This is a genomic window from Streptomyces sp. NPDC025618 (assembly GCF_055558795.1).
In genome coordinates, this window is record NZ_JBVHLW010000034.1 from 21,779 (window position 1) to 45,572 (window position 23,794).

The 23,794-nt window shown below is 71.7% G+C and carries 21 protein-coding genes; 4 read left to right on the top strand and 17 right to left on the bottom strand.

Annotated elements, in window-relative coordinates; genetic code table 11:
• Positions 1-131: 131 nt before the first annotated feature.
• Together ACZ4A5_RS24570 and ACZ4A5_RS24575 are read right to left on the bottom strand one after the other, a co-directional pair.
• Entirely contained in the window at positions 132-2,798 is a 2,667-nt protein-coding gene (locus ACZ4A5_RS24570) for a glycosyl hydrolase (RefSeq protein ID WP_467588142.1), read from the bottom strand.
• A 175-nt stretch (positions 2,799-2,973) separates the two neighbouring features.
• Positions 2,974-3,348, bottom strand: a complete 375-nt coding sequence (locus ACZ4A5_RS24575) for a hypothetical protein (RefSeq protein ID WP_467588145.1) — start codon at positions 3,346-3,348, stop codon at positions 2,974-2,976.
• Positions 3,349-3,555: 207 nt separating this feature from the next.
• Here ACZ4A5_RS24575 and ACZ4A5_RS24580 point away from each other — a divergent pair, with 207 nt between their 5' ends.
• Both ACZ4A5_RS24580 and ACZ4A5_RS24585 read left to right on the top strand, forming a co-directional pair.
• Positions 3,556-3,894: a MerR family transcriptional regulator gene (locus ACZ4A5_RS24580; protein ID WP_467588151.1), complete on the top strand. Its 339-nt coding sequence runs from the start codon at positions 3,556-3,558 to the stop codon at positions 3,892-3,894.
• A 126-nt stretch (positions 3,895-4,020) separates the two neighbouring features.
• Positions 4,021-4,602, top strand: a complete 582-nt coding sequence (locus tag ACZ4A5_RS24585; protein ID WP_467588154.1) for a hypothetical protein — start codon at positions 4,021-4,023, stop codon at positions 4,600-4,602.
• Here ACZ4A5_RS24585 and ACZ4A5_RS24590 read toward each other — a convergent pair.
• From ACZ4A5_RS24590 to ACZ4A5_RS24605, 4 genes are all read right to left on the bottom strand, one after another.
• Positions 4,590-7,430, bottom strand: coding sequence for an NHLP bacteriocin export ABC transporter permease/ATPase subunit (locus tag ACZ4A5_RS24590; RefSeq protein ID WP_467588156.1), 2,841 nt, complete (start codon positions 7,428-7,430; stop codon positions 4,590-4,592). The genes ACZ4A5_RS24585 and ACZ4A5_RS24590 overlap by 13 nt on opposite strands.
• Before the next feature lies 1 nt (position 7,431).
• Positions 7,432-9,720: an NHLP family bacteriocin export ABC transporter peptidase/permease/ATPase subunit gene (locus ACZ4A5_RS24595; protein ID WP_467588159.1), complete on the bottom strand. Its 2,289-nt coding sequence runs from the start codon at positions 9,718-9,720 to the stop codon at positions 7,432-7,434.
• Positions 9,717-10,520, bottom strand: a complete 804-nt coding sequence (locus ACZ4A5_RS24600; protein ID WP_467588161.1) for a hypothetical protein — start codon at positions 10,518-10,520, stop codon at positions 9,717-9,719. Before ACZ4A5_RS24600 ends, ACZ4A5_RS24595 begins: the two co-directional genes overlap by 4 nt.
• Before the next feature lie 198 nt (positions 10,521-10,718).
• Positions 10,719-10,937: a hypothetical protein gene (locus ACZ4A5_RS24605; protein WP_467588164.1), complete on the bottom strand. Its 219-nt coding sequence runs from the start codon at positions 10,935-10,937 to the stop codon at positions 10,719-10,721.
• Between the two features lie 632 nt (positions 10,938-11,569).
• Here ACZ4A5_RS24605 and glsA point away from each other — a divergent pair.
• Positions 11,570-13,204 carry a glutaminase A gene (gene glsA, locus ACZ4A5_RS24610; RefSeq protein WP_467588167.1) on the top strand — a complete coding sequence of 545 codons (1,635 nt, stop codon included), beginning with the start codon at positions 11,570-11,572 and terminating at the stop codon, positions 13,202-13,204.
• Between the two features lie 22 nt (positions 13,205-13,226).
• On the opposite strand, the gene ACZ4A5_RS24615 is transcribed toward glsA, so the two are convergent.
• From ACZ4A5_RS24615 to ACZ4A5_RS24660, 10 genes are all read right to left on the bottom strand, one after another.
• A complete protein-coding gene (locus ACZ4A5_RS24615) occupies positions 13,227-14,174 on the bottom strand; it encodes a LysR family transcriptional regulator (RefSeq protein ID WP_467588170.1) in 948 nt (315 codons plus the stop codon).
• A gap of 96 nt (positions 14,175-14,270) precedes the next feature.
• Positions 14,271-15,626 (bottom strand): MFS transporter, encoded by a 1,356-nt coding sequence (locus tag ACZ4A5_RS24620; RefSeq protein WP_467588173.1) that lies wholly within the window; start codon positions 15,624-15,626, stop codon positions 14,271-14,273.
• A gap of 297 nt (positions 15,627-15,923) precedes the next feature.
• Positions 15,924-16,442, bottom strand: a complete 519-nt coding sequence (gene ectA / locus ACZ4A5_RS24625; protein ID WP_467588176.1) for a diaminobutyrate acetyltransferase — start codon at positions 16,440-16,442, stop codon at positions 15,924-15,926.
• A 14-nt stretch (positions 16,443-16,456) separates the two neighbouring features.
• A complete protein-coding gene (locus ACZ4A5_RS24630; RefSeq protein ID WP_467588179.1) occupies positions 16,457-16,861 on the bottom strand; it encodes an ectoine synthase in 405 nt (134 codons plus the stop codon).
• A gap of 52 nt (positions 16,862-16,913) precedes the next feature.
• Positions 16,914-17,183, bottom strand: a complete 270-nt coding sequence (locus tag ACZ4A5_RS24635; protein ID WP_467588183.1) for an acyl carrier protein — start codon at positions 17,181-17,183, stop codon at positions 16,914-16,916.
• 34 nt (positions 17,184-17,217) lie between these two features.
• A complete protein-coding gene (locus tag ACZ4A5_RS24640; protein ID WP_467588185.1) occupies positions 17,218-18,732 on the bottom strand; it encodes a class I adenylate-forming enzyme family protein in 1,515 nt (504 codons plus the stop codon).
• Positions 18,732-19,229, bottom strand: coding sequence for a hotdog domain-containing protein (locus ACZ4A5_RS24645; RefSeq protein ID WP_467588189.1), 498 nt, complete (start codon positions 19,227-19,229; stop codon positions 18,732-18,734). Before ACZ4A5_RS24645 ends, ACZ4A5_RS24640 begins: the two co-directional genes overlap by 1 nt.
• Positions 19,210-19,665 carry a holo-ACP synthase gene (locus ACZ4A5_RS24650; protein WP_467588193.1) on the bottom strand — a complete coding sequence of 152 codons (456 nt, stop codon included), beginning with the start codon at positions 19,663-19,665 and terminating at the stop codon, positions 19,210-19,212. Before ACZ4A5_RS24650 ends, ACZ4A5_RS24645 begins: the two co-directional genes overlap by 20 nt.
• A complete protein-coding gene (locus tag ACZ4A5_RS24655; RefSeq protein ID WP_467588197.1) occupies positions 19,662-20,960 on the bottom strand; it encodes a type III PLP-dependent enzyme in 1,299 nt (432 codons plus the stop codon). Before ACZ4A5_RS24655 ends, ACZ4A5_RS24650 begins: the two co-directional genes overlap by 4 nt.
• 122 nt (positions 20,961-21,082) lie before the next feature.
• Positions 21,083-21,337, bottom strand: a complete 255-nt coding sequence (locus ACZ4A5_RS24660; RefSeq protein WP_467588200.1) for a hypothetical protein — start codon at positions 21,335-21,337, stop codon at positions 21,083-21,085.
• Between the two features lie 281 nt (positions 21,338-21,618).
• Here ACZ4A5_RS24660 and ACZ4A5_RS24665 point away from each other — a divergent pair, with 281 nt between their 5' ends.
• Positions 21,619-22,620, top strand: coding sequence for a helix-turn-helix domain-containing protein (locus ACZ4A5_RS24665; RefSeq protein ID WP_467588204.1), 1,002 nt, complete (start codon positions 21,619-21,621; stop codon positions 22,618-22,620).
• A gap of 63 nt (positions 22,621-22,683) precedes the next feature.
• On the opposite strand, the gene ACZ4A5_RS24670 is transcribed toward ACZ4A5_RS24665, so the two are convergent.
• On the bottom strand, positions 22,684-23,556 hold the full coding sequence (locus ACZ4A5_RS24670; protein WP_467588207.1) for an SAM-dependent methyltransferase: 873 nt from the start codon (positions 23,554-23,556) through the stop codon (positions 22,684-22,686).
• Positions 23,557-23,794 lie beyond the last annotated feature (238 nt).

Consider the following 23,794-nt stretch of genomic DNA (forward strand, 5'->3'; position numbering starts at 1 on the left):
GGGGTGGGTTGCTTGGGTGGGGGGGGGGGGGGGGGAACCACCCCCCCTCGCGAGGGCCGGGGGGCGGTCGCCAGAAAAAAAGGAAAGGGGCACCCCCCCCCCCCCCCCCCCCCCCCCCCCGCGTCGTCGGCTCAGTCGTTCGTCGAGCCCTTGAGTCGTCGTACGTCGAAGGACCAGATGCCGCGCCCGTGGGTCGCGGCGTAGAGCTTGCCGTCAGGGCCCGCTTTGAGCTGGAGGACGGCGGTGGTGGGGAGGCCGGTGCCGAGGACCTGCCACTGGCGCGCGCCTGCCGGGCGGTAGAAGGTGGCGAGGTCGGTGCCGAGGGCGAGGGCGCCGTTCGGCAGGACCTTGACCGTGTTGGCGGGGACGTCGGGCAGGTTCGCCGAGAGGTCCGTCCAGTGGCCTCCGCCGTCACGGGACTCGAAGAGGTGGCCGACGCCGGCGCCCGGGCCTTCGGTCCACTTGCGGGAGAAGCCGTTGACTGCGACGTAGACGTGCTGGGCGTCGGCCGGGTCGACGTCGAAGCCGGAGATGTAGCGGTTCGGGAGCGTGCCGTCGACGGGGAGGCCGAGCTGGTGCCAGCCGGTGCCGTCGGCGTTGCCGACGGCGATGCCGCGGCTGAAACCGACACTGTCGCAGGGGCCGCACCAGCCGACGTAGACGGTGCCGCCCGAGGCTGCGACGGCGGTGGCCACATGGCCCTCGCCGAGGTCGTAGGCGTTCTTCCACTCCGCGCCGGAGCGGATCGCGAAGCCCTTGTTCTGCACCCATACGTGCCGGCCGCCGGCCACCCAGGTATTGATGTCCTTGGCGTCCGAGGTGATGGGCGCGATGAAGCGGGCGCCCGCGCCGCCCAGGTCCTTGTCCGGCGGCGCGACCTCGTATTCGGTGGCCTTGGCCGGGTCCGTGGCCCAGGCGCCGTTGTTCTCGCCGCAGTCCTGGGTGACCCACATGTCGAGGTAGACGTATTCCGCGGCGATGTCGCAGCCGTCGCCCGGATCGGCGATGGTGTCGCCGCCGTCACCGCCGAAGTTCGAGCCCATGACCTTGTCGCCGCCGCGCAGGATCGACTGGCCGTTGTCCTGCAGCCCGCCGGTGACCGAGGTCCCGCCGTGGACGCGGTCCTTGCCGACACCGACCGAGTAGTACTGAAGGACGTCGATGGTGCCGTCGTTCAGCGGCTGCCAGTCCTTGGCGTGCCCGCCGGAGTCGACCGCGCCGTTCAACGGACGCCGGTAGACACCCCCGTCGTTCCCCACGTACACCCAGGTCCTGCCCTTGTGAGTGCCGACGGCGACGGCGTGCTGATCGGAGTGCGTGGTCGGCGAGCAGTCGCCGGTCTGCTTCGCGGGGTCGACGCTCCAGCAGGGGAAGGGGAAATTCCAGTACGGGCCGGGGGTGATCCAGCTCGCCCCGCCGTTCTTGGTCTCGAAGACTTCCTCGAGACCCAGGTAGACATGGTCGGGGTTGCCCGGGTCGACCTGGAGGAACTGGTTGTACCAGGACTGGATGCCCGGCATGTACCCGGCGCTCTGGAGCGCCGATCCCGAGTTGCGCAGCTTGGTGTAGTCGGCGATCTGTGTCCACGGCCCGAACGGCGAGCCGTTCCGCGAGACGTACACGCCTTTGAGACCGCTGTCCGGGTTGGACGCCGTCTGCGCCGGAGACTGGAGCACGGCGTAGAGCCGCGACCCGTCGGCGGCCGCCCCGAAGGTCATGTTGCCGACGTCGGCGCTGCCGGACGGCAGGTCACCGAGCCCGGTCACGGGCTTCCAGGTGCCGCCCTGCTTGCTGTACAGGCCGTTGTAGGTGTCCCCGCTGCGCCAGCCGATGGCGAGCAGCGCCCGGTCCGGGTCCTTCGGATCCAGGGCGATGTCGTTGGCGATGTTCTTGTACGGCGCGCTCGGGTCGGCCTGCTTCGAACCACCCGGCAGATAGTCGGGGTTGGGCGCGAACTCCAGTTTCCACGGCCCTGAGAGTGTGGTGGTGGAGTGCGTCCACACGCCGCGGCTGGTCGCCGCCCACACCGTGGTGCCGGCGAAGCGCAGCGCGTGGATGACCGTGCTCTCCAGTTCGGCGCCGCCCACGCGCCCGCCGGGCTGGAACCGGCCGTTCCGGGGGTCGGCCAGCACATACACACCTGTACCGACGAAGGAGGTCGCGCCGGTGTTGGACTCGCCGGTGGCGTACCAGAGCCGTTGGGAGCCGTCCAGCGCGAGCGTGCCCGTCGACAGCGACGGCAGCTTCTCGGCGATGGGTTCCCAGTGTCCGCCGCCGGTCCGTGAGCGGAAGACACCGCCGTTGGCGCCGCCCGCGTAGACGTATCCCTGGTCGTCGGCGGCGATGCCGGTGATCCGGCCGGTCACGTTTCCGGAGCCGCCGCTGGAGTTGGAGTTCACATCGCGGTAGCGCGGATCGTCGGAGTCGTAGGGCTTCTTGGTGACGTGGTCCCAGCCTCCGCTCGTGTGCCGCATCGACTGCGCCTGGGACCAGGCCGCTCCGTATGCCCCCGGCGCGACCACGCCGGGGGCGGTGCGGGCCTCGGTGTACTGGGCGGTTCCCTCGGCGGAGTTCTCCGCCTCGTCAGAACCGCGGTCGTCGCGCCCCGGCGCCGCGAGGGCGGGCCTGCCGGACTCGAGGGACTGGATGTGCCGGCGGCCGATGTCGGCCTGATGGCGCGCGTTCCAGGGCCGGGGTCTGGTGTCACCGGACGCGGCGTACGACTGCGCGCCGGCGAGTCCGAAGGCGGTGGCGACGACGGCGCAGGTCATGAACCGCCGATGCCGTGGGGGCATCATGTGCTCTCCTCCCTACGATCGGGCGCGCCGGATGCGGCCCGACGCGGGGAGAGCTTGGCGTGCTCGCGACAGAACGGAAGATGAAGCAGGGAAAGATGGCAAGGAGTTTGCCATTCCGGCCCGTCACCGGCCGACCCGTGTCGCGGTCACACCGGTGACGGGCGATGTCCTCGGCTCAGTGGTCGGAGTAGCTGAAGTCGCCCACGGTCCAGGCGCTGACGTCCTCGATCGCCACGCGGTACATCCCGCCCGTCTCGGGGATCCCGATGCTGCCTTGCAGGATCCGGGCGACGTGGAAGTGCAGATGCGTGGGCCGTTCGCGGTGGCCGGCGCGCTCCCGCGCCTGTTCGCCGGTGAAGATGCCGGAGAACGGGCCGAGGTGGGCCGAGTCCGTCAGGACCTCCGACACGCGTTCCCGCCACACCGCTTCGGGAGCCAGTCGTCCGGTGATGACAGCGCCGGAGGTGACCACGGTCAGGGACATCTGATTGCTGCGCTCGGACTCCACCATGGTGGCGATGTCGACGAGCAGCTCGTCAGGGTTCGACATGGGACCCGATTCTATGCGCCGGACCGGCCCGCCGGGCCGCGCAGGGTCCCGGACCCGCGAGTGGTCAACGGGGCGTACACGCCGGTGCGGAGCGCAGATTACCTCTGTCTCGAACACTCCACAATCTGCGCTCACCGTGGTAGACGTCGGGCAATCACGTGGTTAACGTTTCTCCGGGGCCTTGACGCGCTGCACAACGAGGTGAGGATGACGGCAGACACCCCGCTCAGTGGTCGTCTGGATGACGACGACTACCCCGCGTACACCATGGGGCGGGCCGCAGAGATGCTCGGCACGACGCCCGGATTCCTCCGGGCCATCGGCGAGGCCCGTCTCATCACCCCGCTCCGCTCGGAGGGCGGGCACCGCAGATACTCCCGCTACCAGCTGCGGATCGCGGCCCGCGCCCGCGAACTCGTCGACCAGGGCACCCCGATCGAGGCCGCCTGCCGCATCATCATCCTCGAGGATCAACTCGAGGAGGCGCAGCGGCTCAACGCCGAATACCGGCGTGCCGCGGCCGAGTCGCACGACAGTACGCGCTGAGCGGGCCCCGGGGCGGCAGCGGGCGGAGGTCTCCCCCGCCGGGGTGGCGCATACGCCACACACGTCATTGACGCGTACACACGGCTCGTTGAGACTGGCGGCCCCATGACTTCACGGGAGGCACTCATGCGAGTACGCGTCCTTGCCGTCACCCTCGTCACCGCCGCCCTCGCCGCCGCGGCGGCCCAGGCCACCGCTCGACCGGCCGGGCCCCGGCCCACGACCCCCGCGAGCTGGTGCGCCGGGCAGGGCGGCGACGCCGCCGTCTACCGGCCGTTCTACGACGCGGGCGGCAAGCTCACCCCGCTCGGCGGGCAGCGCGAACTGTGCTCGTTCGAGGCCGGGGACCACTCGCGCATCGCGGTGGCGACCGACACCCTCGCGGCGGACCTGCCGACCCTCGCCGCCCTCGCCTATGTGCGCAAGCCCCCGCTGCCCGGGCACTCCCAGGGCAACCCCTCGGCCGCCTACTGCGCGGCCATCGGCGGGACGACCCAGTTCGGCAACCGCAAGAGCGACACGGGCGGTTGGATCAAGGACGGCGAACCGGTCGACGGCGACCATCTGCACACCCTGTGCGTCTTCGCCGACGGCTCCGCCCTCGACGCCTGGGGGCTGACGTACCACACCAACGGCGTCATCCGGGGCGCGGACCTGACGAAGAAGTTCCGCGCCGCCGTCCCCACCGCCGGTGGTCAGGCGAGCTGACGGCGGACCAGCTCGTGGAACAAGCCGCTCGTGTCGGCGAGCAGTTCGGCGGGTGACCCCTGCTGGACGATCCGCCCGTCCGCCATGGCGATCACCCGGTCCGCGCCCATGACCGTGGACAGCCGGTGGGCAATCACCACGCGCGTGCAGCGCAGGGCGCGGGTGGATTCGATGACCACGCGCTGGGCCTCGTTGTCCAGCGCGCTGGTGGCCTCGTCGAAGAAGAGGACGCGCGGCTTGCGGACGAGGGCCTGGGCGATCATCAGCCGCTGGCGCTGGCCGCCGGAGACGGTGCCACCGCCGTCGGAGAGCACCGTGTGCATACCCATGGGCATGGCCTTGATGTCCTCGGCCAGGCCGGCCATCGCGGCGGCCTCCCACGCCTCTTCGAGCGAGTACGCCTCGGCCCCGCAGATGCAGTCGCGGATCGAGCCGCTGAAGGGCTGGGCGTGCTGCAGGACGACGCCGCACTGGCGGCGCACGGCCGCCTGGTCGAGCGCCGCCAGGTCCTGCCCGTCGTAGAGCACGCTGCCGGACGCCGGCTTGTCGAAGCCGATGAGCAGGCGCAGCAGGGTCGACTTGCCGCAGCCGCTGGCGCCGACGATCGCGACGAACTCGCCCGGCCGCGCCCGGAACGACACGTCGTCGAGCACCGTCGGGCCGTCGTCGGTGTAGCGGTAGGAGAGGTTCCTGGCCTCGACGGCCCCGGTCAGTACGCCCGGCTGGGTGCTGGAGCCGCGTACCTCGGGGGTCTCCCGGAGCACCGGCGCGAGCTGCTCGAACATCGGCTGCACGGCCGCGGCGGAGAGGAGCGCGCCGGTCAGCTGGGTGGCCGAGGAGAGCATCATCGTCACGGCGGTGCTGAAGGTGAGGAAGTCGGCGGCGGACATGCTGCCCCGGGCCGGGCCGGCCAGCAGCATGAACATCACCAGGGTGCACAGCGGCAGATGGACGGCGTTGAGCACGGTGACGACGTTCTTGATCCGGCCGATGCGCTGGTGCAGTTCGCGGGTGCGGGCGAACTCCCGTGCCCAGGCGGCGTACGCGAAGCTCTCGGCCGCGGCGACGCGCAGCTTGGGCAGTCCGCGCAGGGTCTGGAATGCCTGGTTGTCGAGCTTGTTGCCGAGTTCGATCAGCCGGCGCTGATAGCGCAGCTGCCACAGGCCCAGTCCCAGGAACACGGCGGCGATGACGAGCAGCATGGCGACCGCCGCCATGGCCAGAGGGACGCTGTAGCAGAGCAGCAGGGCGAGGTTCATCGTGCCGACGGTGCCCGCCTGCAGGGTCACGGAGCCGATGCCGGAGAGCACGCGGCGGATGGAGCTGATGCCCATGGCGGCGCCGGCCAGTTCGCCGGTGGAGCGGCCGGCGAAGAAGGTCGTGGGCAGGCGCAGCAGCCGGTCCCATACGGCTGGTTGCAGGGTGGCCTCGATGCGGCCTTCCAGGCGCAGGACGCAGATGTTCTGCAGCAGCATGAAGGCGGCCGAGACGACGCCGGTCGCGATGAGCGCGAGGGCGCTCTGCACGATGAGGCCGTTCTCGGCGTCGGGGACGTACTGGCCGAGGACCTTGCCGGTGGCGATGGGGACGAGCGCGCCCAGGCCGACGGCGACCAGGCCGCCCAGAACGAGGCCGCCGAGCTCTCCCCGGGTGCCGCGCAGGCTGAAGCGCAGCAGCCGTGGCAGGGTCGGCTTCCCGTCGGGCAGCGGGCGGTAGAGCATGACGGCGCTCGGTTCGAAGCCGGCCGCGGCGGTCTTGTCGACGCGCTCCCGGGTGCCCGTGGCGGGGTCGACGGCCTCGTACCGGCCGCGCCGCCACAGCAGGGCGACCGGTGCGCCGTCTTCCTCGCGCCTGCCCACCAGGGGTCCGCTGTTCTCCCGCCACCAGCGCCCGCCGAGCCGGACGGTGCGGGTGCGGATACGCGAGGCGAGGGCGACGCGTTCGACGGGGTCGGTCCGGCCTGAGGCGGTGGCCGCCTCGCCGGGCCGGGTCAGGGTGATGCGGGCCTCGTCGGCGACCAGGCGGCAGGCGGCGAAGGTCGCGTCGTCGTTCGCGCGGCCCTGGGCGGCTTTACCGGAGCGGTCGATGGAGGCCAGGAGTTCCCGGTCCGCCTGGGTGCGGGCGGCCTCGCCGGCCTCGATGCCGGCTGCCGCGCGGTCCTCGTGGGCGCGCTCCAACTGTTCGATCCAGCGGTCCAGGGCGTACAGCAGGCGGTACTGCTGGTCGACCATTCCCTGCCACATCGCCGGGTCGACGAGGAGGGTGCCGACCGCTTCCGCTTCGTAGGCGGCGCCGTACCGCACGCTGCCCGGGGTGATCCGCATCCACAGGATGTCGTCGTCGGTCCCGCCCTGGCCGGTGGTGGCGCGGCTCTCCAGCGGTGCCTGGCAGAGCACGCGCAGGCCACGGCCGACGCCGCGCGCGAAGGCGTCCTCCAGGGGGCTCGGGGGCGCTTCGTACCCCCACTGGTCCGGGGCGGTCGGGCCGGTGACCCACGGGTCGCCGTGCTCCAAGCGGTACAGCTCGCGCAGTTCGATGCGGCGCAGCCGGCAGCCTTGCAGGGGCCTGCCGACCAGGGTGTGCGCGGGGCCCTCGGCCGGGCCCAGCAGCAGCGTGCCCGCGGCCAGCCGCCCCAGGAAGTGCCAGGGCCCCGCCTGGGCCGCGTCGACGGCGAACAGGTCGAGTTCGCCGTCGACGACGAGCCACAGCACGAGCGGGTTCTCCAGGGACAGGCTGCGCAGGCCCGTGCAGTCGGTCTCCGAGCCGAGCGCGCCCAGGGCCGCCACGACCGGGTCCGGTGCGACGTGGGCCGGGTGCGGGAACGTCACGTCAGTGCTCCTTGACCAGTTCCGCGTACGGGCCTTGGGCGGTGACCAGGTGCTCGTGCCGTCCGCGTTCGACCACGGTGCCCCGGTCGAGGACGACGATCTCGTCGCTGTCGCGCACCGTGCTCAGCCGGTGGGCGATGACCACGCAGGCGCAGCCGCGGCGCCGCAGGTTGTCGATGACGATCTGCTCGGTGGCCGCGTCCAGGGCGCTGGTCACCTCGTCGAGGACCATGACGCTCGGGCGGCGCACGAGCGCCCGGGCGATCTCCAGGCGCTGGCGCTGGCCGCCGGAGAAGTTGCGGCCGTCCTGTTCGACGCGGCTGTGGATGCCACCGGGGCGGCGGGCGACCACGTCGTACACGGCGGCGTCCTGGAGGGCGGCCACGACGGCCTCGTCGGAGATGGAGGGGTCCCACAGCGTGACGTTGTCGCGCACGGTGCCCTCGAAGAGGAAGACGTCCTGGTCGACGAAGGAGACGGAGGCGGCGAGCGCGCCGCGCGGGATGTCCTCCAGCCGCGTTCCGTCGATGCGGACAGCACCCTCCCAGGGCGCGTGGAGGCCGGATATCAGCCGGGAGACGGTGGACTTGCCGCTGCCGGAGCCACCGACGAGCGCCACCTGCTGCCCGGGGCCGACCGTGAGGGAGAAGTCCTTGAGCAGCGGGGCGTCCAGGGGGCTGTAGCCGAAGGTGACGTGGTCCAGTTCGACGTGGCCCTTGAGGCGGCGGGTGCCGCCGGGGGGTTCGCGCCGGGAGTGGAGCGGGTCGGCGGGGAAGTTCTCGACGTCCTTGAGGCGGGCCACGTCGGCCGCGAATTCCTGGATCCGTCCGGCCACGCCGTTGAGGCGGGTGATCGGCGCGGTGAAGCTGGTCACCAGCGCCTGGAAGGCGACGAGCAGGCCGGCCGAGAGATGTCCCTCCACTGCCCGCAGGCCGCCGATCAGCAGGATCAGCGCGCTGTTGAGCGTGGCCAGGGTGGGGGCGACGACGGCCAGCCACGCGCCGGGCACGCCGAGCCGCTGCTGCACGTCGAGGGTGACCGCGTGCTGTCCGGCCCAGCGGCGGAAGAAGCCGTTCTCGCCGCCGGTGGCCTTCATCGTCTCGATGAGCGTGAGGCCGCTGTAGGAGGTGTTGGTCAGCCGGGCGCTCTCGGCACGCAGCTTCTGGGTGCCGGTGGCGCGCAGGTGGATCACGATCCGCATGGCCACCACGTTCAGGAGCGCGATCAGCACGCCGACGACGGTGAGCTGCGGGTCGTAGGTCCACAGCAGCACCGCGTAGAGCACGACCACGACGGCGTCCACGCCCGCTGCGGCGAGGTCGCGGGCGAGGGTCTCGGCGACGGCGTCGTTGGACCGCAGGCGCTGGACCAGGTCGGCCGGGTTGCGCTGGGAGAAGAAGGTGACCGGCAGTCGCAGCAGGTGGCGGAAGAAGCGGGCGCTGCCCAGGGTGGAGGAGATGACGCGCCCGCGCAGCAGATTGGCCTGTTGCAGCGCGGTGAGCGTGGCGGTGAGCACGAGGGTGACCGCCATCGACGCGAAGAGCACGCCCAGCGCGGACGTCTGGTCGCCGATGAGGAACATGTCGATGTACGTACGGCTCAGCGCGGGCACCGCCGCTCCGACGGCCACCAGCAGGAGGCTGGCGAGCACGGCGGCGAGCATGGTGCCCGACGTGCCGCGCAGCCGGGCGGGCATGGCGCCCATGACGCCGGGCCGACGGCCGGTGCGGCGGAAGCCCCGGTCGGGTTCGAAGGTGAGCACGACGCCCGTGAAGCTGGTGTCGAACTCCTCCATGGGGACGAACCGCCGTCCCTTCGCCGGGTCGTTGACGTGGACGCCGCGGCGGCCGAGGCGGCGGGAGGTGCCGTCGTAGACGACGTAGTGGTTGAACTCCCAGAAAAGAACGGCCGGCGGGCTCACCCCGGCGAGCGCGGCCAGGTCCATCTGCATGCCCTTGGCCTTCAGCCCGTAACCGCGCGCGGCCTTGAGGAGGTTGCCCGCGCGGGAGCCGTCGCGGGAGACGCCGCAGGCGATGCGCAGCTCTTCGAGGGGGACGAAGCGGCCGTGGTGGCCGAGCACCATGGCCAGCGCGGCGGCGCCGCACTCGACGGCCTCCATCTGCAGCACGGTGGGGGTGCGTACGGCCCGGGGCGTCCTGCCCCGGGGCCTTTCCGCGCGGCGGCGCGTGCCGCCCTGGGGTGCCGGGCGATGGCGGCGGCGCCCGGCGGGCGGGAGCCGGGGAGCGGGGGGACGGGAGCGGTCCTGGGCGGTCCGCGGTGTCGCGGTCACGGGAGCAGCCAATCGACGGGGCGCTGGGCGGAGAGGTGGACGGCGGCGGTGACCGGCGTCGTGGAGTCGAGGGGGTACGGGGGCCCGTCCGCGGAGGACCACCGGTAGCCGGACCTGGTGGCCGGGGAGCGCTCCAGTCGCACGAGCACCGCGACGGGGTCGCCCTGCCGGGAGAACCGCGCGGCGAGCCGGCCGTCGCCGAGGAAGCCGGTGATCTGCGCGGGCGTCTGGGGCGCGCGGCCGACCGCCGTGACGCGGCCGCGCAGCACGCCGAACTGCCGGGGCACGGACTGGACGTTCAGGTCGACCTGGGCGCCCACGGGGATGTCCGAGCCGTTCCCGCCGGGGACGTAGACCATGGCCACCAGCGGTTCGTCCGGATTCGTCACGCGTTCCACGACCGCCACGTCGGCGCCGGTCGCCAGGACCGAGCCAGTCCTGGCGACCAGGCTCGTCACCCGCCCGCCGGCCACCACGCGCACGGCCCGGGTGCCGCGGTCCGTACCGACTTCCAGCAGGGGCGCGCCCGGGGAGAGCAACTGGCCCTCCTTGGCGAGGATTCCGGTGACCTGACCGGCGAACGGGCTCTGCAGCATGTAGCTGCCCTCGGCGTGGGTGAGAATGCCGGGCGCGCCGAGCCTGGAGGCCACGGATCCGGTGAATGCCCAGATGCCCGCCACGGCCATGACGACGACCGTGACGGCCATGACGAGACGGCCCTGCGGGCGCGCGAAGCGTACGGGCAGATCGAGTTCTTCGGGCGATTGCAGCTTGGAAAGCGCCTTCTGGCGGAACTGCACGAACTATTCCTTCGACCGCATTCGTGACATGGATTTCTTTATTGCATGCCTGCTGCCCGCCGGCCGTGCGCCGACGGGCAGCCATGAACCCCGGAAAGGGGAGTTCCGGGGTTCATGGAATAACCTCACGGCGGCGTACGGGCAGCCGTCAGGCCGTGCCTCCTCCCGGACCGCCGGGTCCGGGGGCGGAATTCACGCTCAGAGACCGGCGACACCGGCGTGGACGCCGGCGATGCCCTCGACCTGGCCGGGCAGGGCCTGGGCGGCCTGCACCGTCTGCAGGGAGGTCACGGTGCCCAGCACGGTGTGAACGTCGCCGGTCACGGCGCCGACGAGGCCGCCGGAGAGGCTGACACCACCGGAAACGGCGTCCAGCTCGGCGTCGGCGATCTCGCGGGTCTCGATGTCGTTACGCATGATGCGCACCTTTCATTTGTCTGTCTGTTTTTCAATGATTGCGGCAGGCCGCACCAAAACGGCCCGACCGCCCCCGGAGCAGCCCGGTCTGAATCGACCGCCGTTCCAAGAACTGCCGCGGTGCGCAGATATAAGCACGCGAACGACTGAGACAGCCAACCGCGTTGACGTCTCCCGGCACCCGAGGCACCCCTCCAACCGACCCCCTTTCGGATTCATTTGCCGAACCGTCACATCTCCTTCACAAGATCGAGTAACAGATTCCGGGGGTCCGCCGCGCTCGCGGAACATAAATGGACACACGATCACCAAGCACGTCGGTCATAACCGGCATATCGAGGGCGGCGAGCGGCCGGGGACTCTTCTCCCATGGGCTGTGTAAAGATTTTCCGAAGCGACGTACGGTGACCGGAGGGTCGCTTCTCGGTGACAAAACCGCCGTGCGCGGCGCCGTCCCGGCCGGAGCTTCCGTCGGGCGTACGGCGCACGGGGCGCCCAGCACCCCCGAGTTCGCCACCGCACCACCGGCCCGGGCGCCCCGGCTCCGGTGCGGCCGGTTTTCGTCACCGGTGGCCGGGAATCGTCGGTGCGGCAGGGATTTCTGGGAACAGCGCGTCGATCGGAGGAGTTCTTTGCCCGCTGCGCAGACCGGCAAGCAGGCCCCCTCCTCCGCCCCGAGGACCGTTCCCGGCCGGGACGGAGAGGCCCGGGCGAGTGTCTTCGGCTGCTTCGAGCAGGGCTCGTCGGGCCGCTTCTCCCCCGACCTGCTGCTGAAGGTGCTCCGCCAGGCGGGCATCCTGCCCGACGACCCGAGGATCGCCGAGACCGTCGCCGCGCTGGACCGCCCCGCCCCCGTGCCCGCCGAGCCGTTGCTCCTCTCCAAGGAGGAGTTCTCCGCCGCCACCCGGCGCAACCGCGGCCTCATCGAACGCGCCGCCCGCGGGGAGCTCGCCGTCCCCGACTTCCCCGCGCTGGTGGAGGATCTCCAGCGCATCTATCAGGAGGTCCGCGCCGACCGGACCGGCGCCGTCGCCTCGTACATCCCCCAGCTCGCGCGCGTGGCCGCGGACCAGTTCGCGATCTCGGTGTGCACGGTGGACGGGCAGCGGTTCTCCATCGGCGACGCGGGCGTGAACTTCTGCCTGCAGTCGGTCTGCAAGACCGTCAACTACTGCCTCACGCTGGAGGAGCACGGGCCCGACACCGTCCACCGCCACGTCGGGCGGGAGCCCAGCGGCCAGGGCTTCAACGAGCTGACCTTCAACAAGGCCGGGCTGCCGCACAACCCGATGATAAACGCCGGGGCCATCATGAGCTGCGCCCTCATCCAGCGCGGACTCGACGCCGCGGACCGCTTCGACTTCGTGGCCGAGACCTGGAAGCGGCTGGCCGGCGGGCGCGGCGTCGGCTTCAACAACTCCGTCTATCTCTCCGAGCGCAACACCGCGGACCGCAACTTCGCCCTCGGCTACTCGATGCGGGAACGCGGCGCCTTCCCGCCCGGCACGGATCTGCTGGCCACCCTGGAGTTCTACTTCCAGTGCTGCTCGATCGAGGTCGACGCGCGGCAACTGGCCGTCGCCGCCGCCTCCCTGGCGAACGCCGGGGTCTGCCCGCTCACCGGAGACCCCGTCTTCTCCGCCCGGACGGTGCGCCACTGCCTGTCGCTGATGTCCTCGTGCGGCATGTACGACTTCTCCGGCGAGTTCGCCTTCACCATCGGTCTGCCCGCCAAGAGCGGGGTGTCCGGCGCCTTGATGCTGGTCGTGCCCCAGCTGATGGGCATCGCCATCTGGTCGCCCCGGCTGGACGCCCAGGGCAATTCCGTGCGGGGGATCGAGGTGTGCCAGCGCCTGGTCGAGTGCTACAACGTCCACACCTACGACCTGCTCACCGGCACCGGTGCCGGAACGGGCAAGCGCGATCCCCGCCTCAAGCGTCAGCAGAGCGCCATCGAAGGCATCGTGGGGCTGTGCCTCGCCGCCAGCCAGGGCGACCTCAACGAGATCCGCCGCCTGGCCGCCTGCAACGTCCCCCTCGGCGCCACCGACTACGACGGCCGCACCGCCCTGCACCTGGCCGCGGCCGAGGGCCATCGGGACACCGTGGACTTCCTGCTGTCGATGGGGGTCGACCCGGAACCGGTGGACCGCTGGGGCGGCACGCCGCTGGACGACGCCAACCGGGCCGGGCACCGGCTGCTGGCCCAGCAGCTCGCCGACGCAGCGGGCGGGCCCGGCACGGACCCAGCGGCGAAGCGACCGTAGCCGCCCCCTCCCGGGGCCCCGTTCAGTGTGCGGCGTACGGAGCGGAGGCGTCCCCGGCGAGGTGGGCCGGGGTGATGCGCGCGTGGCGGCCGAGGGTTTCGACGAACGCGGCGGTGAGGGGGTCGGGCCGGTGGCGGGTGTACACCGTCAGCGGCCGGCGCACCGCCGGCTCGGGCAGCAGGACGCGGCCGTCGAAGTGCGCGGGCACGATGTTCGCGGGCACCAGCGCGGGGCCTATCCCCGCGGCCGCCAACAGGGGTGCGGCGGCGGTCTGCTGGGTGCGGACGGCGGCCCGCGGCTGGAAGCCCGCCCTGGCGCAGACCTGGTCCAGCAGCTTAGCCAAGCCGTTGTCCGAGGCGTAGTGGACCCACTCGCGGTGCGCGAGACCGGCCAGCCGGATGCGGGAGCCGCCGTACGCGGCCGCGGGAAGGCCCTGCGCGGCCGGGTCGTCGTGGGCCATGACCACGACGAACTCCTCGGTGCCCAGCGGCGTCATCCGCCCGGTCCACTCCGTCGGGACGGGCCCGATCGCCACGTCCGCCCGGCCCGCCGCCATCGTGGCCTGGAGCGCCGCGGCGTGCGGCTGCTCGGCCACCATGACGCGGACGTCCGGGCGCGTCCGCCGCCACGCCCGCAGCACGGGCGGCAGCACCCCGAGGCTGATGGACTGCAAGGTGGCCAGCCGCAGCTCGCCTCCCGCGGTGCCGGCGACCCGCAGGGCGGCGGTCTTGACCTTGTCGGCGCCGGCCAGCGCGGCCTGCGCGTGCGGCAGCACCGCACGGCCCAGCGGCGTGAGCACGATCGGACGCGGTCCGCGCTCGATCAACGGCCCTCCGCAGGACCGCTCCAGCGTCTGGATCTGCCGGGACAGCGCGGGCTGGGACACGTGCAGCAGCTCGGCCGCCCGGGTGAAGGAGCCAGTGTCCACGATCGTCACCAAATACTGGAACTGCCTGAGAGTCATGGTCATAGCCGGAGGTTATGCAATGGCGATCAACGATTCATGGACGGACTGCTCATGGCTCCGCTGCCTTCCTTTGGCCGGCCCGGCCCGCAGAGCCTGTCGTCAGCCCTGTCCCCCGCCTTGGGGCAGCGGTGCGCCGGAATGCTCGGCGGGCCGCTCCTGGCAGGTGGCGCGGGCCCCTTCCCCGTCGGGCTGGGCAGGGCGGCGGATGACAAGGGACATCAGGGCGGCCACGCCGCAGAGCGAACCGATGGCGACCCAGACCGTGTCGTACGAGCCGAAGGCGTCGCGGGCGACGCCGCCGAGGAAGGCGACAGTGGCGGCGCCCACTTGGTGGGCGGCGTTCGTCCAGCCGAAGACGATGGCGCTGTCCTCGCCGTAGAACTCCCGGCACAGCGCCAGGACCGGGGGCACCGTGGCCAGGTCGAGGAGACCGAAGAGGACGACGAAGAGCAGCATCGACGGCTGCACGGTCGCCGTCATCATCATGGGCAGGAAGAGCAGCAGCACGCCGCGCAGCGCGAAGCACCCCGCCAGGAGCCGGCGGGCGTCGTAGCGGTCGGTCAGCCAGCCGGAGGCGATGGTGCCGGCGACGTTGAAGACACCGATGACGGCGAGCAGGGAGGACGCCGTGGTCACGGCCATGCCGTGATCGTGGGCGGCGGGGGTGAAGTGCGTCCACATGATGCCGTTGGTCGACGCGCCGCAGATGGCGAAGGCACCGGCGAGCAGCCAGAACGGTCCCGTCCGCGCGGTGTCCCGCAGCACGGTCAGGGCCCGGCGGGCGGCGCCGCGCGTGGGCGGCGGCTTGGGGACGAACTCCCGCGCGCCGTAGGGCTTCCGGCCCACATCGGCGGGGTGGTCGCGCAGGACGAACCAGACGAAGGGGACCACGGCGCAGGCGGCGAGGGCGACCGTCACGAGGGCGGGCCGCCATTGGTAGTGGTCGACGATCCAGGACAGCACGGGCAGGAAGACCATCTGGCCGAAGACGCTGCCGGCGGCGAGCACTCCGGTGACCAGGCCGCGCCGCCGGACGAACCAGCGGTTGGTGACCGTCGCTCCGAAGGCCATGGCCATCGATCCGGTGCCGAGGCCGACGAGCAGCCCCCAGTAGAGGGTCAGCTGCCACGCCGCGGTCATGACGGTGGTCAGGAGCGCGCCGCCGGCGACGACGGTGAGCGCGCCCGCGACGACCCGGCGCAGGCCGAAGCGGTCCATGAGGGCCGCGGCGAAGGGCGCGGTGATGCCGTAGAGCACCATGTTCACGGAGCTGGCGAACCCGATGGACCCGCGTGACCAGTGGAATTCGTCGTGCAGCGGGCCGACGAGCAGGCCCGGCATGGTGGAGAAGGCGCCTGCGACGACGATCGCCACGCAGGCGACGGCGGCCACCCACCAGGCGCGGTGCACGCCCCGTCGGCGGTCGGCCCCGGGGGCTTCGACGCTTTCGCTCATGGAGGGATTCCTTTGCGTGAGGTGGCTGCCCGGACGCGCGTGCCCGGCACGGTGCCACTGACACCGGCCGCGGCCGGCCGGGCCACCACGGCCGGGGGGGGGGGGGGGGGGGGGGGGGGGGGGGGGGGGGGGGGGGGGGGGGGGGGGGGGGGGGGGGGGGGGGGGGGGGGGGGGGGGGGGGGGTACGCTCCCCCTCCCCCCCCCCCTCCCCCCCCCCCCCCCCCCCCCCCCCCCCCCCCTGCCCCCCCCCCCCCCCCCCCATCCCCCCCCCCCCCCCCCCCCCCCCCCGGCGCGTGGTCACCGTGCGGACAGCGGGCCGATGCGGTAGAGCACTTCGTCGTGGTGCTCGCCGGGGAACTGATCTGCCGGGAACAGCACCTCGGTCTCGATCTCCGCGGCGTGGGACCTGGCCAGCTTCCTCAGCACCATGATGATCGCCTTGTTGTCGGCGGACACCGTGGCCTCCACATAGCGCGCGCCCGCGCCGGCCGCCCGTCCGACGGCCTCCTCGAAGAGCTTGACGCCGAGGAAGGGGATGCCGTGCCGCGGCTTGGCCGCCGTCTGCCAGACCATGTAGGTGTCCGGCTGCTCGGGCCTGAGGTACCCGGTCAGGAACCCGACGATCTCGCCGTCGACGGTGGCGACCAGCGAGCTCGCGGCGAAGTCCCGGAACCACAGGGCGTAGTAGTACGGGCTGTTGTTGTCGAGTTCGTCGCTGCGGTCGACCATGTCCCATACGGTGAGCGCGTCGCCGGGGTCCGGCGGCCGGTAGACGACGTGGGCGCGGGGTGTCGGTGTGCCGGTGGTGACGGTCATAGGACCCTCCTCCCTCAGATGCCCGTCGGCTCGGTGAGCAGGGGGTAGACGCCGTTCTCGTCGTGGTCCTCCCGGCCGGTGACCGGTGGGTTGAAGACGCAGACGTAGCGCGAGTCGGTCCTGGGCCGCAGCGTGTGCCGCTCGTGACCATCGAGCAGATACATCGTGCCGGGGGTGATCCAGTACTTCTCGCCGGTCTCCTCGTCGGTCAGCTCGCTCTCGCCCTCCACGCACAGGACGGCCTCGATGTGGTTGGCGTACCACATGGCGGTCTCGGTGCCCGCGTAGACCGTCGTCTCGTGGAGGGAGAACCCCACTCCCTCCTTGGCCAGCACGATGCGCTTGCTCTCCCAGGTGCCGCTCTTGCCCTTGACGTGCCGGTCGGTGTTCTCGATGTCGGCGAAGGAGCGCACGATCATGGTGGTGTTCCTTTCCGTGTGATGTCCGTGTGATGCGGTCCGGGTGCGCGGGTCAGGCCGCGGAGGTTTTCCCGGCGGGGCGCCCGGCGAGGACGAAATCGGTGAACGTGGCCACGGATTCGAAGTCGTCCACCTCGAGTTCCTCCGGGTCCACCTCCAGCCCGATGGAGTCCTCCAGGGCCATGAGCATTTCGAGCATGGTGGTGGAGTCCAGGTGCAGGTCGTCGAAGAGCCGGACCTCTCCCGTCAGGCCGGACACGGGCCGGTCCAGCACATCGGTGAGCGCGGCTTCGAGGGCCTGGACGACGTCTTGACGGTTCATCACAACTCCTTGTGCGGGGTGGGTCGGTGTGCGTTCACCGGGCTGTCCGGCTCTCCACGAGAGCCGCGAGCGCGCGGCGGTCGACCTTGCCGTTCCCGTTGGTCGGCAGGGTGTCGAGTGCCACGCAGCGGCGGGGCACCTTGAACTCCTCGATGTGTTCGCGCAGGTGGTCGAGCACTTCCGAGGGGCTGATGTCGGCCACGACGGCGAGCAGCGCGGTCCGGCCGCCCTCCGGGGGCAGCACGGCGGCGGAGGCCACTCCGGTGACCCGCCGGGCGGCCGCCTCCACCTCGGTCGCGCTGACCCGGAAGCCCCGTTCCTTGTAGAGGTCGTCGCGGCGTCCGCAGAAGTAGAGGTAGCCGTCCTGGTCCTGCCATCCGTAGTCGCCGGTGCGCAGTTCGGGGAAGAGCCCGTCCCGGCGGAAGAACCGCTCGGCGGTGAGCTCGGGCCGGCGCCAGTAGCCGGCCATGACGTTCGGGCCGCGCACGACGAACTGGCCGGTCTCGCCGGGCGGCAGGCGGCGGCCCTCGTCATCGAGGACGTAGACCTCGGTGCCGGGCAGCGGCAGCCCGCAGGAACCGGGCCGTTCCAGGTCGCCGTCCGGCGGCATGATGGCGGTGCGCTTGCACTCGGTGAGCCCGTACATCACCTGGATCCGCAGGCCCGGCAGGGCCTGGCGCAGCGCGGTCGTCGTGCTCTCGCACAGGGCCGCGCCGGTGGTGGTGAGGAGCCTGAGCCGCCGGAGCCTGCCCTCGCCGCGGCGGAGCAGCCAGGCGAGCCGGTCGGCGACCGAGGGGACGGCGGCGAGCACGGTCGCCCCGGTCTCCTCCAGGCTGCGCAGCAGTGGCGGCCCGGCTTCGGCCGCGGTGCCGAGCCGCAGGTGAGCACCGCTGAGGGCGGCCAGGAAGAGCTGGTAGAGGCCGTAGTCGAAGGAGAGCGGGAGGGGGCTGTAGAGGACGTCGTCCGCGCGGTAGCCGAGGCACTCCTGGATGGCCGTGGCGGCGAAGAGCATCTGTTGGTGGGTGCTCACCACCGCCTTGGGCAGGGATGTGGTGCCCGAGGTGTAGATGAGGCAGGCGGGGTCGACTGTCAGGGGCTCGGGGGCTGTTGGCGGGCCGCCTTCCGGGGCCGCGCCGTCGGCAAGGGCCGCGGCCAGCAGTTCACCGGCGGCGAGGAAGGGGACGGCGTACTCGGCCGCGGTACGGGCGGCGGCGGGGTCGTCGCAGACCATCAGGGCGGGTTCGCAGTCACGGAGCACGTGGACGAGCGGTGCTCCGCGGACCTGCTCGTGCAGCACGCTGAAGACCGCGCCGAGGCGGGACGCCGCGTAGACGAGGACGGCGACGACCGCGCCGTCGTCCGCCGACACGACGACGCGCTCGCCGCGCCCGACCCCTCGCGTGCGCAGGGCCTCGGCGGCCCGCACACTCGCCGAGGCGAGTCCGGCATAGGTGAGGGTCGTCCCCGAGGTGGTCAGGGCGCGGTCGTCCGGCCGGCTCCGGGCCGCCTCGTCCAGCAATTCGTGCAACAACTGGGGCGCTGGGCGCATCACTTCTCCTTGCGGGCGGCTGCTTTCCTCACGGGTTTCCCCGCGGTCTTCCTCACGGCCTTCCTTGCGGCCTTGCCTGTGGTCTTCCTCGCGGCTTTCCTCACGGGGATGACCGTGGTCGCCGTCGCGGCGCACACCAGGACGGGCGACCGGAGCACTTCGGCGGCGCTCGCCGTGGCTTCCGGGCGGGCCGCGATGACCTTGTGCGCCTCCAGTTCGACGACTCTGCGCAGCCTGGTGGTGCGGGTGAGGCGGGCGGTGGCTTCGATGTAGTCGCCGGGGTGGACGGGGGCGCTGAAGCGGATCGAGGTGTACTCCGACAGCAGGCCCTCGTCGCCGTCCGTACGGATCGTGATCTCGGTGACGAGATCTCCGAAGAGCCGCAGGACGCGTGCTCCGTCGACCAGCCCATCTCCGTAGTGGGCGTCTTCCTCGCCGATGCGCACGCGCAGCAGCGCGGTCGTCGGCGCTTCCTCGTCATCGCCGGGCGGCGGCATGGCGCGGGTTTCCTCTCGTCTTCGGCGTCGTGGGGTGCGGCCGGATGATCGCGACCGCCGCGACGACGTCGCGTTTGTGGGTGATGGACACGGCGACGGACAGGCCCCTGGGCCTTGCCGCGCGGCCGCGCAGGCTCACGCGCGGGGAGCCGTCGTCCGCGCGGCCGACGCAGATCTCCCGGGGGGCGATGCCCTGGAGCATGCCGGTGCCCAGCGCTTTGAGCACGGCCTCCTTGGCAGCGAAGCGGCCGGCCAGGAACTCCAGCCTGCGCTCCTCCCCCATCGCCGCGGCCGCCGTCAGCTCCTCGGGCGCGAAGGCGAAGCGGAGGAACCAGGGGCGTGTGACGAGCCTGCGCAGCTCCTCGCGGTCGAGGACGTCGAGGCCGACGCCGACCGTCTCCGCCGTCTTCGCCCCGGCCGGGGCGGCGGCGTTCACGTGTCCGGGCCGAAGTCGGCCAGCCGCTGTCTGGCCAGCAGTTCCTCGGCGGAGTCGGGTTCCCTGACGAGCGTGGCCCGGCCGCGGTGGACCAGCACCTCGGCCGGGAAGCCGTGGCTGAGGAAGAGTCCCGGCGAGGCGCTGGGGCCGTACGCTCCCGACCGCTCGACCCCCAGCAGGTCCCCTGGCCTGACCTCCGGCAGGGAAACACGCTTGGCGATGACGTCGTTGGGCGTGCACAGCGGGCCCGTCAGGGAATAGCGGCGCGTCACCGGAGCGTCAGGCCGGGTCAGGTGCCGGACCGGGAAGTTGCGTTTGACGAAACTCCCCACACCGGCGGCGGCCATGTGGTGATGGGTGCCGCCGTCCGCGACGACGAACCAGTCCCCCATGGACTCCTTCACATACCGGGCCTTCACCACGTAGGTGCCCGCCGGCGCCGTGAGATAGCGCCCCAATTCCATGATCAGACGGCAGCCGGGATGGCGCTCACCGAATCCTTCCACCGCCGCGCGCAGCCCTCGGCCCAGCGCGGCGACATCCGGATCGGTCTCGTTGTCGAAATACGCGACGCCGAGGCCGCCGCCGAAGTCCACCGTCTCCAGCGGAATGCCGAGTTCACCGGCCAGCTCCTCGGAGGCCGCCAGGATCTGCTCGGTGTTGCGGATCACGTCCGACGCGTCCAGGAAGCGCGTGCCCATATAGGCGTGCAGACCGGTGACCGTCACGTGCCGCAGACCGGACACGACCCCTTTCGAACGGCGCAGCGTCTCCTGATCGATACCGAACTGCCGCGGCTTGCCGCCCATGGCGAGCCCGGAGCCCTTGCTGTAGAAGGCGGGGTTCATCCGCAGGACGGCCCGGCGCCCTTCGGCGCCCCGCTCACCCGCCAGTTCGTCGAGCTGCCGCAGTTCTTCCAGGGATTCGCAGACCACGGCGTGGATCCCCGCGTCGACGCAGGCTTCGAGTTCGCGCCGGTCCTTTCCGGGGCCCAGGAAGATGATGTCCTCCGGCGCGATCCCGGCGCGGAGAGCCGTCAGGAGCTCCACGTAGGAGGAGACCTCGGCACCCGCTCCCTGCCGTCCCAGAAAGGCGCAGACGCTGATGTTCGGATTCGCCTTGAGGGAAAAGAATATGTCCACGGATTCCGGTAGCACGTCGCGCAGTTCACGATAGGTGCGCTCCAGGACCTCGCCGTCGTAGACGAAAAGTGGGGTGCCGAACCGTTCGGCCAGCTCGGACACGGGGTTTCCTTGAACGCGGACTTCCGTTGCGCCCATCCGCCCTCCAGCCATGATTTCCGTATGCGGCTTCGCTGATGGACAAGAGCTTCACGGGGTGCCTTCGTATTGACAAGCATTCGGCTCTGGACCGATCCGGCCCCTGTCCTGTTCAGTCCAGCTCCGGTCCAGCCCGTTCAGTCCGGCGGCGGATCGTGCTCGGAGGAGACGTCGAGCGGCAGCAAAGGCGCCTCGGCGCCCCGTAACTCCCAATTCCTGAGCCAGGACCGGGCGGACCGGGCACGGAACCAGAGCGCCTGTGCCGTGGCCTCGGCCGTACGGAGATCGGGCGCCCTGAGAAAGAGCCCGACGACCGGTCCCGGCCGCGCTTCGGCGTGGACGACGACGTGCTCGACCCCGTCCCGGGGAGTCGCCGACTCGGTCAGGGCCATGGCCACTCGATTCGGAATTCTTCCCTCCGAATCGAGTGCGCGAAGGTGGAGATGAACGAGATACATTCCCCGACCATGACGAGCCCGGCAGCGCGGCGGCAATGCGAAGGACCGGGCCCGTTCCGCCCATGTCCTAAAGCGTCCGCGATGCCGGTCGTGAGCCGGATGTCCGGCAAAGCGGCACCGTGACGAGGCAACACCTGTAGCAGGCATGCAATTTCTCCCGCCGGGCACGCTATGAACGCTCTGACGTCGATGGGATCAGGGAGGGAACGGGCATCGTGCTCGACATCCTCGGACTGGACCGCACCACCGAGTCCGTCTACCGCGAGATGCTGGCCGCCCCGGGCGCGGGTGCCCGCACCCTCTGCGCCCGCCTGGGACTCGCGGAGCCCGAACTGCGTGGCGCGCTCGACAGGCTCAGCGAACTGGGCCTGTTGCGCACCTCCCCCGAGGACCGGCAGGTGGATCCGGTCAGACCGGAGCTGGGCCTGAGCCTGCTGCTCGCCCGTCAGCAGGCCGAACTGGCGACACAGCAGCAGCGCGTCGAGGCGAGCCGCGTCGCGGTCGCCGAACTGATCTCCGAGGCTCCCCCGGCGGCCCCGGCCCTGGGCGACAGAACCGTGCTGCACCTCAACGGGGCCGCGGACATCCGCGACTACGCGCTGGCCGTCTGCGAGGAGACCGAGGAGGAGTTCCGGGTCCTCGCCCCCACGGGCCGCCGGACGGCCCCCGAACCGGTGGAACTGCGCCCGCTGCACCGTCGGCTGCTCGCCCGCGGCGTTCCCTCGCGGACGGTGTACATGGACAGCGTCCGGCTCGATCCCGACAGGGCCGCCCACGCCGAGTGGCTCGCCTCCCTGGGCGCCGGTGTCCGCACGGCGCCCTCCCTGCCCCTCAGGATGATCATCTGCGACCGGCGGGTCGCCCTGATCGTCCGGTGCGACGAGGGCTCCGGAGCGGGCGCCGTGGCCATCGCCTCGACCGACGTCGTCGAAGCGCTGGGTGCCCTGTTCGAGACGGTGTGGGAATCCGCCGCCCCCTGGGGAACCTCGCCCCGGCCCTCCCCCTCCGACCTCAGCCGCCAGCAGGCGGAGGCCCTCCGCCTGCTCGCCCAGGGTCACACCGACGAGGCGATAGCCAAACGACTGGGTGTCTCGACCCGCACCGCCCGGCGCATCGCCTCCGCGGTGATGACCCACCTCGACGCACGCAGTCGCTTCCAGGCCGGGGTCCACGCGGTACAGCGCGGCTGCCTCCCACGGACGGACCTGCCGCCGTGACGGAGCTCCACGTCGCTCTCTCCTACGCCGGCCGGGTGGCCGCGGCGCACCCGGCCGGGAAGATCACGGGCGGCGTGCGAAGACGTACACCGCGCTTCTCATGATGAAGTCAGGGTCCAGCGGACGCCCGTAGCCCGCGGCGGCCTCCGGGGCCGGCACGTCCCGCGTCTCCCAGCCCAGGTCCGACAGGCGCGCTCCCGGCGTGGGCCGCTGGTCCGTGTGGAGCAGGCCGCAGACGTCGACGCCCGTGCTGCGGGCGTTGTCCCGGATCACGTCGGAGTCCAGGGCCTGCCGCATGTCCCCCACGTACTCCACCGCCAGCCGGCTGCCGGGCGCGGAGAGGCGGTGGATCTCGTGGAACAGACCTTCCTCGGCCTCGGGCGGGAGGTAGGGCAGGAGGCCCTCGGCGAGCCAGGCGGTCGGACGCGCGCGGTCGAAGCCCGCCTTCTCCAGGGCCGCCGCCCAGTCGAGCCGCAGATCCACGGGCACCGGCCGGTGGTCGCAGGCCGTGGTGGCACCGTACTTCCGCAGGACCTTCGCCTTGAAGTCCAGCACCCGAGGCTGGTCGATCTCGAAGACGACGACGCCTCCCGGCCAGGGCAGCCGGAACGGCCGGGTGTCGAGACCCGCCGCGAGCAACACGATCTGTGTGACGCCGGCGTCGAGGGCCCGCTGGAAGTAGTCGTCGAAGGCACGGGTACGCACGGCGACATAGGTATCCACGCCCGGCGTGCCCGCCTCCCCCTCCATGGCCGTCGCCTCGGCCACGGTCGTCGGCAGCGGCACCGGGGAGTCGGCCTCCTCGATGAAATGGGCCGCGTACGGGTCCTTCGCCAGGGCTTCGGCCCGAGTCGTCTCGACAGCTCTGCCGGCGGCCACCGCCAGTGCCGTGATGCCGATTCCCGAGACGATGTCCCACTCTTGTTCCGAGCTCAACGGGTGCCTCCGCACGATCGGGCTGCCGACTTCCCGCGCATCGGCCACGGGGCGACAGCCGCCGAAATGTGGGCCATGCTAGGCCGCGCTCAGCGGGCCTTTTACTAGGATGCCGGGGCCGGTGGGCGGTGTGGTGGGTTGGCCTGTATGCGGGTGTGTGTTCAAGCCGTCGGAGCGCTTCACGAGAGACCGGACAACCTGTCAGATTCGACAAGGTCGCGTCGGACTGTGACCGATT